The 8,402-nt window shown below is 71.6% G+C and carries 12 protein-coding genes and 1 pseudogene; 4 read left to right on the forward strand and 9 right to left on the reverse strand.

Features of this window, described 5'->3' with window-relative positions:
• The 3 genes from KBZ04_RS11360 to KBZ04_RS11370 form a co-directional block, all read right to left on the reverse strand.
• On the reverse strand, positions 1–317 hold a 317-nt coding region (locus tag KBZ04_RS11360), incomplete at its 3' end, for a DUF4912 domain-containing protein (RefSeq protein WP_254992035.1).
• Between the two features lie 61 nt (positions 318–378).
• Complete coding sequence (locus tag KBZ04_RS11365; protein WP_254992036.1) at positions 379–723, reverse strand: hypothetical protein; 345 nt, start codon at positions 721–723, stop codon at positions 379–381.
• Between the two features lie 41 nt (positions 724–764).
• A complete protein-coding gene (locus KBZ04_RS11370) occupies positions 765–1,274 on the reverse strand; it encodes a cupin domain-containing protein (RefSeq protein WP_254992037.1) in 510 nt (169 codons plus the stop codon).
• Between the two features lie 80 nt (positions 1,275–1,354).
• On the opposite strand from KBZ04_RS11370, the gene KBZ04_RS11375 reads away from it, so the two are divergent.
• Positions 1,355–1,855, forward strand: coding sequence for a LexA family protein (locus KBZ04_RS11375; RefSeq protein WP_254992038.1), 501 nt, complete (start codon positions 1,355–1,357; stop codon positions 1,853–1,855).
• A 32-nt stretch (positions 1,856–1,887) separates the two neighbouring features.
• Here KBZ04_RS11375 and KBZ04_RS11380 read toward each other — a convergent pair whose 3' ends face one another.
• The gene (locus KBZ04_RS11380) at positions 1,888–2,091 is read right to left on the reverse strand and encodes a hypothetical protein (protein ID WP_254992039.1); all 204 of its coding nucleotides are present in this window, start codon (positions 2,089–2,091) and stop codon (positions 1,888–1,890) included.
• A gap of 138 nt (positions 2,092–2,229) precedes the next feature.
• On the opposite strand from KBZ04_RS11380, the gene KBZ04_RS11385 reads away from it, so the two are divergent.
• Entirely contained in the window at positions 2,230–2,508 is a 279-nt protein-coding gene (locus tag KBZ04_RS11385) for a hypothetical protein (RefSeq protein ID WP_254964961.1), read from the forward strand.
• A 14-nt stretch (positions 2,509–2,522) separates the two neighbouring features.
• Here the strand turns inward: KBZ04_RS11385 and folP are convergent, their stop codons facing one another.
• The 3 genes from folP to KBZ04_RS11400 are packed head-to-tail and all read right to left on the reverse strand — an operon-like array spanning position 2,523 to position 4,402.
• Complete coding sequence (folP, locus tag KBZ04_RS11390) at positions 2,523–3,386, reverse strand: dihydropteroate synthase (RefSeq protein WP_254992040.1); 864 nt, start codon at positions 3,384–3,386, stop codon at positions 2,523–2,525.
• 25 nt (positions 3,387–3,411) lie between these two features.
• The gene (gene tpiA / locus KBZ04_RS11395; RefSeq protein WP_254992041.1) at positions 3,412–4,173 is read right to left on the reverse strand and encodes a triose-phosphate isomerase; all 762 of its coding nucleotides are present in this window, start codon (positions 4,171–4,173) and stop codon (positions 3,412–3,414) included.
• 10 nt (positions 4,174–4,183) lie between these two features.
• Positions 4,184–4,402, reverse strand: a complete 219-nt coding sequence (locus KBZ04_RS11400; RefSeq protein WP_254992042.1) for an RNA-binding S4 domain-containing protein — start codon at positions 4,400–4,402, stop codon at positions 4,184–4,186.
• A gap of 39 nt (positions 4,403–4,441) precedes the next feature.
• Here KBZ04_RS11400 and KBZ04_RS11405 point away from each other — a divergent pair, with 39 nt between their 5' ends.
• Both KBZ04_RS11405 and KBZ04_RS11410 read left to right on the forward strand, forming a co-directional pair.
• Positions 4,442–6,181 (forward strand): ABC transporter ATP-binding protein, encoded by a 1,740-nt coding sequence (locus tag KBZ04_RS11405; RefSeq protein ID WP_254992043.1) that lies wholly within the window; start codon positions 4,442–4,444, stop codon positions 6,179–6,181.
• Positions 6,182–6,245: 64 nt separating this feature from the next.
• Positions 6,246–6,467: a DUF6447 family protein gene (locus KBZ04_RS11410; protein ID WP_254992044.1), complete on the forward strand. Its 222-nt coding sequence runs from the start codon at positions 6,246–6,248 to the stop codon at positions 6,465–6,467.
• A gap of 9 nt (positions 6,468–6,476) precedes the next feature.
• On the opposite strand, the gene KBZ04_RS11415 is transcribed toward KBZ04_RS11410, so the two are convergent.
• Entirely contained in the window at positions 6,477–7,154 is a 678-nt protein-coding gene (locus KBZ04_RS11415) for a DUF3386 domain-containing protein (protein ID WP_254992045.1), read from the reverse strand.
• Between the two features lie 23 nt (positions 7,155–7,177).
• Positions 7,178–8,402: pseudogene (locus KBZ04_RS11420) on the reverse strand (ATP-grasp domain-containing protein); the annotation flags it as partial.

Genomic DNA, 8,402 nt, shown 5'->3' on the forward strand with positions numbered 1-8,402 from the left:
TCACTGCGGTCGTCCTCGGAGATGTCCCAGAAGACGTAGGCCCACTGGGGATCGCGGGGCAGAAAGACGACGCGGGTCTCGGCGGCGGGCCGGGGGGCCGGGGCCATCTCCGCCTCCAGGGCCGCAACCGTTCGTCCCGCCGGGGCCTGTGTTTCCGGAAGCACAGCACCGGCTTCGCCCGAGCGATCGGCGATGGCCTCGGCCAGACCACCCCTGTCCTGGGCGCTGTAGCGCTGGATGCCCAGGGTCCTGGCCAGCTCGCGCAACTGGCGCATGCTGAGGTCGGCCAGGTTGGCGAACGGGTTGGCCCTGGCCATGGTATTTCAATAATCGTTACATCCCATGATCGCCGATGGGATCAGGGCGGGATCGCCTCTGTCAGCGGATGGCGACAGGCTCGAAGCGGCCGGGATCGCCGGGCCGCAGCGGCAGCGGGCCCTGGGTGAGGTCGGCGCCGCGGCGCTCCGGCGGCCGGCTCGGGCGCTCCGGAACGCTGGCCAGCAACGCCGACACCGTGAGCAGGGACCCCAGCATCAGCCACAGGCCCCAGCGACGGGGCAGAGCCAGGGCGTTGCCGCGCCCCTGCCCCCGGCGGCGCGTGCCGCTGGCGATCCGACGGGCCCTGCCGATCCCCAGCGGCTCCCCACAGCGTGCACAGACCATGCGACCCGCCAGGCTGCGGTCGGCGCGCACGGCCCAGCTGCCGCACTTCGGACAGGCCATCCCTCTTCCGATCCATCACGACTCCATGGTGGCGGAACGGACTAGAGCAGTGCCGGATCGGCGCCGGCCGGCCGCTCCGACGGCAGGAGATCGGCCATCAGAACGAAATCCTCGAAGGCAAAACCCGGCCCCACGCAGCAGTGCAGCAGGCTCCATCGCCCCCGGCTGCGAGCCGCCTGCCACCAGCCCGCCGGCACGACCTGCAGGGGGCCCGGCTCCGGAGCATCGGTGGCCTCACCGATGGCGGCGTCAACGGTGAGGGGACCGAGCACCAGCCGTTCGGCCGTGCCTCCCTCTGGCGGCAGCCGCCAGAGGTCGAGGGGGTCGCCCCCGGCGTGGTGCCACACCTCATCGGCCCCCTCAACTCGATGCCAGCGGCTGCACTGCCCCTCCGTCAGCAGGAAGGCGATCACCGTGAGTCCGGCGCGTTGCCGCCCGTCCCCACGGCGCTGCACCTGGCCGGCGGAGCGGTGCAGCTCCCGGTACCAGCCCCCCTCCGGGTGGGGCTGGAGGGCGAAACGGGCGATCAACGCCTCCGGACTCGAAGCCATGGCCTGACGGCAGGGGGTCGCCGCCGATGATCCCGCGGCAGGGGCGGCCCGGAGTAGAACATTCGTACTGCCGTGGGCCGATGCCTTCCCTCCCTCCCCAGGTGCCGCTGCCCCCGCGGCAGGGGGCCGCAGCGCTCCTCTGTCTTCTGGCCACGGAGGCCGTCAGCGCCGGCTTCCCCAGCCCCGCCGACGACTACGTGGAGGCCCGCATCGATCTCAACGTGGAACTGGTCCCCTGTCCGCTGTCCACCTTCTTCATGCGCGTCAGCGGCGATGCCATGCGGGGGGACGGCATCGTCGACGGCGACCTGCTGGTGATCGACCGCAGCGTCGATCCCCGTCCGGGCATGGTGGTGGTGGCGGTGCATGGCGGCGCCTTCCTGCTGCGGCGCCTGGCCCGCCGCGGCACCGGCCTGTGGCTGGTGGCCAGCGACGGCACCAGCCCGCCCCTGGTGCTCGTCAGCGACGAGGGGAGCGGTGCCGATGCCAGTGGCAGCAGCGATGGCGGTGGCGCGGACCTGTGGGGCGTCGTGATCCACGCCGTGCATCACCTGGCGGGCGCGCCTTCCAGGCGGCGCTGATCGGCCTCACGGATCGGCGTCGCGCAGCGGCGTCAGGGGTCGGCGCGGTGGGGCAGGGCGCGCGCGTCGGTGGGAAGGGGCGGAGGGGTCATCAGCAGGCCGCGCCGGCGCAGTTCACGCCGGAAGTCGCCGGCCAGTCCGTCCGCCAGCCAGAGCTTGCGCAGATGGCCGAAAATCACCATGCAACGCAGGGCGATGGTGACGCAGACGAGCACCTGCAGGCAGAGTTTCAGCACGGTGGAAGCAGCTGCGGCACTGTGCTGGACCCAGCCTAGGGGCGTTGGCAACGAGCGGCCGCCCTGGGCCGGCGGGAAAACGCCGTCCAGGCGTCATGCTGGGGGCGATGAGTGGCAACGCCGCCCCAGCCTGCTTCGATGATCGAGCCTCTGCCGGAGCTGAGCACCGCCGAGCTGGAGACCCTGCTGGCCGCCCTCGATCCGTTGCTGGATGGCTTCGGCGAAGGGGGCTCCTGCCTCGATGATGCCAGCGCCTTCCTGGAACGGCTGGGCATCGGCCAGAGCGATGGCGCGGAGACGACCTCGCCGCTGCTGCAGTGGCTGGAAAGCTGGCGGGCCGCCGGCGGCAACCGGACGACCCTGCGGCTGATGGTGCAGACCCTGCTGACGGGACGACAGGAGGGTCTGCCGGACTGATCGGCCGGACGGGATCAGGGGCGGCAGAGGGCATCAACCATGCGGGCCGTCTGCACGATCGGCCCGACATCGTGCACCCGCAGCACATCGGCACCGGCGGCGATGGCCTGGCCGCAGACGGCGGCGGTGCCCCAGAGGCGGGCCCGGGGGCGGGGCTCACCCAGCACCTCGCCGATGAACCGCTTGCGGGAGGGCCCCACCAGCAGGGGAAAACCCTCCGCCCGCAGCAGGGCCAGCCCCTGCAGCAGGGTGAGGTTGTGGGCGGTGGTCTTGGCGAAACCCAGCCCCGGATCCCAGAGGATTCGCTCCGGACGCACCCCCGCCGCCAGGGCCCGGTCGGTGGCGCGCAACAGCTCATCACGCACCTCGGCAACCACGTCGCCATAGCGGGCCAGGGCGTCCATCGTGCGGCTGTCACCGCGGCTGTGCATCAGCACGCAGGGGCAGTCGGCGGCCGCCACCACCGAAAGCAGGGCGGGGTCACGGCGACCGGCACTGACGTCGTTGATCCAATGGGCGCCGGCCGCCAGGGCCGCTTCGGCCACCGGGGCGAGGAAGGTGTCGATCGAGAGCAGGGGGCCGCCGGCCGCCGGGGGTGGCAGGGCCGCCAGGATCCGCCCCAGGCCGGGCAGCACCCGGGCGATCTCCACCTCCGCACCGACCTCGGGCGCCCCGGGCCTGGTGCTCTGCCCCCCCAGGTCGAGCAGGTCGGCCCCCTGGCGATGCAGCAGCCTGGCCCGCCGCACCGCCGCTTCGGGGGCCTCAAAGCGGCCGCCGTCACTGAAGGAATCGGGGGTGAGGTTGAGGACCCCCATCACCAGGGTGCGATCCCCCCAGCGGAAACCGGGCGGGATGGCGACAGGCGCGGCGTCGCCCACGGCGTTCAGAGCGGGGGCAGGCAGCTCAGACGGGCACCGGCACCTGGTAGTTGGCGATGCGGGCGAAGCTGACCGGATCGAGGGAGGCGCCACCCACCAGCACGCCGTCGATGTCGCTCTGGGCCATCAGCATGTCGATGGTGGCGGGGTTGACCGAACCGCCGTACTGCACCACCACCTCGGGGTGGCCCACCCAGCCGCGGATCAGGCCGCAGATGCGGTTGGCCTCCTCGGCGGCGCAGGTCTTGCCGGTGCCGATCGCCCAGATGGGCTCGTAGGCCACGATCAGGCGCAGGGGGTCGACACCCTCCAGCCCCTGCTCCACCTGGCGGTGGATCACCCGCTCGGTCTCGCGGGCCTCGCGCTGGTCGTCGCTCTCGCCCACGCACAGGATCGGAATCAGCCCTGTCTTCTGGGCCGTGCGGGCCCGCAGGTTGATCTGCTCGTCGGTTTCGCTGAAGTACTTGCGCGGCTCGCTGTGGCCCACGATCGCGTGGGTGACCCCGTGCTCCAGGAGCATCGGGGCGGAGATCATGCCGGTGTAGGCGCCGCTCTCCTCCCAGTGGACGTTCTGGCCGGCGATGGCGACACCGGCGCCGGCCAGGTGCCGGCACAGGGTGGGGATGGCCGTGAACGGAGGGGCCAGCACCACCTCTCTGTCCTCGGGCAGATCGGCGATCAGGGGCCGGAAGGTGGCCGCAAACACCCGCGCCTGGGCGCAGGTCATGTGCATCTTCCAGTTGCCTGCGATGACGGCCTTGCGCACGTGGTCTCCCGGCAGCGACATTCGAGGCAGGTTAAGGCGTGATGCCGCCATCGCCCCCACGGCCCAGGCGAGGGGAGAGCATCAGCACCTCGCGGCCGTCGATGGCCACCGCGTCGCCCGGGGCCAGCTGGCGGCCGCGCCGGGTCTCGATCGTGCCGTTCACGGTCACATCGCCGCGCTGGATGCGCTGCTTGGCCTCGCCGCCGGTGCCGACGAGGCCCTGCCATTTGAGGAACTGATCCAGCTTCACCGTCAGGGAACGCCCGGAGAGCGCTGATAGGGTTCGTCGATGCTTGCACCCTCGCCGGCCGGCTTCCGCAGGCTCTGGCCGCTGCTGAAGCCCCATCGGCGAGCCCTCCTGCTCGGGGGGTTGTGCATGCTCGTGTTCGTGGGTTGCTGGCCCCTGCTGGCCTGGCTGGCGGGCCAGCTGATCCCGGCCATCGGCGCCGGCGATTTCAGCAAGGTGCTGCGCAGCGTGACCGCCGCCCTGGCGGTGTTCCTGGTGCAGAAGATCGCCCAGTTCGGGCAGGACACCCTGCTGGCGGGCCCGGCCCTGCGGGTCAGCCAGGAGCTGCGGCGGCAGCTGTTCGCCCGCCTGCAGCGGCTCGACTTCGGCGCCCTCGAGAAACTCTCCGCCGGCGATCTCACCTACCGGCTCACGGAAGACGCCGACCGGGTAGGGGAAGTGATCTACAAGACGATCCAGGACACCACCCCCAGCGCCCTGCAGCTGGTGGTGGTGCTGGGCTACATGATCTGGCTCGACTGGCCCCTGGCCCTGGCCACCCTGCTGCTGGCCCCACTGGTGGCCCTGATGGTGAGTGCCTTCGGGGCCCGGGTGATGAACGCCGCCGAGCGCAGCCAGAAGCAGGTCAGCGATCTGGCGGCCCTGCTGGGTGAAGCGATCGGCGGCCTGCCCCTGGTGCGGGCCTTCGCCGCCGAACCCTGGCTGCAGCAGCGGTTCGACACCGAGATCGATCTGCACCGCCGCGCCCGCTACCGCACCCTGGAACTGCTGGCCCTGCAGCACCCGGTGGTGGGTTTCATCGAAGCGGCGGGCATCCTTTCGGTGCTGCTGATCGGGGCGGCGCGGATCAAGGCCGGCGGCCTCGACAGCCAGGGGTTCAGCAGCTACGTGGCCGCCCTGCTGATGCTGATCGATCCGATCTCCCACCTCACCACCAACTTCAACGAGTTCCAGCAGGGCCAGGCCTCGCTGAAGCGGCTGCGGGCGATCGAGAACGAACCGGTGGAACCACCCGACCACGGCGACGCCAGGCCCCTGGGAACGGTCTCCGGAGAGCTGGTGCTGGACGGGGTGAGCTTCGGCTACGGGGGCGGCAGCCCGGTGCTGCGCCAGCTCGATCTCCACATCCTTCCGGGCCAGGTGGTGGCCCTGGTAGGCCCCTCCGGTGCCGGCAAGAGCACCCTGTTCTCGCTGCTGCTGCGCTTCAACACCGCCCAGAGCGGCCGGGTGCTGCTCGATGGCCAGAACCTGGCCGACTTGCGGGCCCGGGACCTGCGCCGCGCGGTGGCCCTGGTGCCCCAGCAGAGCAGCGTCTTTTCCGGCACCGTGGCCGAGGCGATCGCCTTCGGGCGCCCCGCCAGCAGCGAACAGATCCGCCAGGCCGCCCGGCTGGCCAATGCGGCCGACTTCATCGAGAGCCTCCCCGGCGGTTACGACAGCCGCCTCGAGGAGCGGGGCAGCAACTTCTCCGGCGGCCAGCTGCAGCGGCTGGCCATCGCCCGGGCCGTGCTGGGCAACCCGGCGGTGATGCTGCTGGATGAGGCCACCAGCGCCCTGGATGCGGAGGCCGAGGAGGCGGTGCAACAGGGCCTGCAGCAGGCCATGGCCGGGCGCACCGTGCTGGTGATCGCCCACCGGCTCGCCACCGTGCAGGAGGCCGATCTGATCGTGGTGCTCGACGGCGGCAGCATCGTCCAGCAGGGCAGCCATGACGAACTCATGGCCAGCGGTGGCCGCTACCGGGAGCTGTGCGAACGCCAGTTCATCCGCCTGGAGGCCTGAGCCCGCCCGGGGGGACCCGGATCGACCCGGCCCCCTAGGCTGGCCCCGCACTGCGCCCATCCCCTTGGAAACTCCCAGCCAGCAACCGCCCGTGCTGACCTTCGAGGGCCTCCGCTACGACCTCAACGGACTGCCCGACGAGATCAAGGAGCTGGTGCGGGGGATGCAGGTGGCCGATGCGCAGCTGCGCATGCACGAAGACACCCTCAAGGTGCTGGCCGTGGGCCGGCAGGCGATGGCCAGCCAGCTCAACGACAAGCTGAAAGCCATCGAGCCGCTGCCCTGAGCCCCGGGCCTAGGCCAGGGGCGCGAGATCCTCGAACCGGAACACCTGGCGGCCGGCCGGGGTGTCGCCGTGGGCCTCGGTTTCCACCACCCGCTCACTCAGCACCCAGGGGCCCACGGCCGCCAGGGGCACGAAGGTGTCCGTGAAGCGGCTGGTGCCGCCGCGGGCCTCACCGGTGGCGGGGTCGCTGTAGCGGCTGGTGTAGCCGTGGCTCAGGTAGCCGCTGCCCGTGTCGGTGGTGCTCTCGGTGAAGATCGTCACCACGGTGCCGTGGATGTGGCGGTGCACCATCGTCACCACGTTGTCCTTGATGCGGTAGCGGTCGCCCTCGGCCTTGCCGCCCATGATCACCTCGGTGCCCACCGCATCGGTGTCGCCGGCGGTGAAGGTGTTGGCGCCGTGGGTCTGCTCGAAGGGACGGCGCACCCGGTGGATCGCCACTTCCCAGAGCTGGGAGGCGACGGCCTTGTGGACCTCTTCATCGGCGAGTCCCTCCACCGTCGCCTTGAGGTCGGCGCCCACCTGAAAGGTGCCTTCGAGGCGTCGGCCATCCTGCTCCCAGACACAACGGCCGCCGTAGCCGCCGAAGCCCGGCTCCCAGGTGTAACGGTTCTCGTAGGCGGCGCGGAAGGCCTCGCGCAGGTCGGTGCCGGGGGCGACGGGCTGGGCGGCCAGGGTGCTGGTCACAGGGGGGAAGGACGATCGGGCGCTCACCCTACCCAGGGTGGGTGGATGTCCTGCAGGGCGGCCACCTCCACCTGCTGCTGCTGCTGCAGGGCGGCGATGGCCTCCACCGCCGCCCTCGCCGCCGCCATCGTCGTGACCGTCGGCACGGCGTAGTCGAGGGCCGCCAGGCGCAGGTAGCGGTCGTCGTGGGCGGCCTGGCGCCCCACCGGCGTGTTCACGATCAGCTGCACCAGGCCGGAGCGGATCGCGTCCTCGATGTTGGGGCGGCCTTCATGCACCTTGAGCACCGGCTCCACCGCCAGGCCCGCCTGGGCCAGCATGGCCGCGGTGCCGGCGGTGGCGGTGAGGGCGAAGCCCGCCGCCAGCAGATTCCGGGCCACCGGCACCAGGGCGGGCTTGTCGCGGTCGTGGGTGGAGAGGAACACGGTGCCGGCGGTGGGCAGGGGTTCACCGGCGGCGAGTTCGGCCTTGGCGTAGGCCAGGCCGAAGCTGGCGGCGATTCCCATCACCTCGCCGGTGGAGCGCATCTCCGGTCCCAGCAGGGTGTCGGCGCCGGGGAAGCGCTTGAAGGGCAGCACCGCTTCCTTCACGGTCTGGCGGGGCGGCTGGGGCTCGGCCAGCAGGCCCAGCTCCTTCAGGGTGCGGCCGGCCATCAGCTGGCTGGCGATCTTGGCCAGGGGCACGCCGGTGGCCTTGGCCACGAAGGGGACGGTGCGCGAGGCCCGTGGGTTGGCTTCGATGATGAACACGGTTTCGTTGCCGGCGCCGTCGTTCTGCACGGCGAACTGCAGGTTGATCAGGCCGCGCACCTCCAGGGCCAGGGCCAGATCCCTGCTCCAGCGGCGGATCGTGGCCAGGGCCTCGGGCCCCAGGGACACCGAGGGCAGGGCGCAGGCGGAGTCGCCGGAGTGGATCCCGGCCGGCTCGATGTGCTCCATCAGCCCGCCGATCACCACCGTCCCCTCCCGGTCGCAGAGGGCATCGACATCCACCTCGATGGCGTTCTCCAGGTACTGGTCGATCAGCACCGGGTGGTCGGGTTCCACCTGCACCGCCTCCACCATGTAGCGGTTGAGTTCCTCCTCGTCGAAGACCACCTCCATGGCCCGGCCCCCGAGCACGTAGCTGGGACGCACCACCACGGGGTACCCCACGGCCGCCGCCACCGCCCGGGCTTCCCCGTCGGTGCGGGCCAGGCCGTTGCGGGGCTGGCGGATGTCCAGCTGGCGCAGGATCGCCTCGAACTGT

Origin of the sequence: Cyanobium sp. N5-Cardenillas, assembly GCF_024345515.1 — a bacterium.
In the GTDB taxonomy this organism is placed as follows: Bacteria; Cyanobacteriota; Cyanobacteriia; order PCC-6307; family Cyanobiaceae; genus Cyanobium.

Excerpts from the sequence above, each read along its gene's own strand:
- KBZ04_RS11365 (WP_254992036.1), bottom strand. The coding sequence starts at position 723 with ATGGCCTGTCCGAAGTGCGGCAGCTGGGCCGTGCGCGCCGACCGCAGC.
- KBZ04_RS11370 (WP_254992037.1), bottom strand. The coding sequence starts at position 1,274 with ATGGCTTCGAGTCCGGAGGCGTTGATCGCCCGTTTCGCCCTCCAGCCC.
- KBZ04_RS11375 (WP_254992038.1), top strand. The coding sequence starts at position 1,355 with ATGCCTTCCCTCCCTCCCCAGGTGCCGCTGCCCCCGCGGCAGGGGGCC.
- KBZ04_RS11385 (WP_254964961.1), top strand. The coding sequence starts at position 2,230 with ATGATCGAGCCTCTGCCGGAGCTGAGCACCGCCGAGCTGGAGACCCTG.
- tpiA (WP_254992041.1), bottom strand. The coding sequence starts at position 4,173 with ATGTCGCTGCCGGGAGACCACGTGCGCAAGGCCGTCATCGCAGGCAAC.
- KBZ04_RS11405 (WP_254992043.1), top strand. The coding sequence starts at position 4,442 with ATGCTTGCACCCTCGCCGGCCGGCTTCCGCAGGCTCTGGCCGCTGCTG.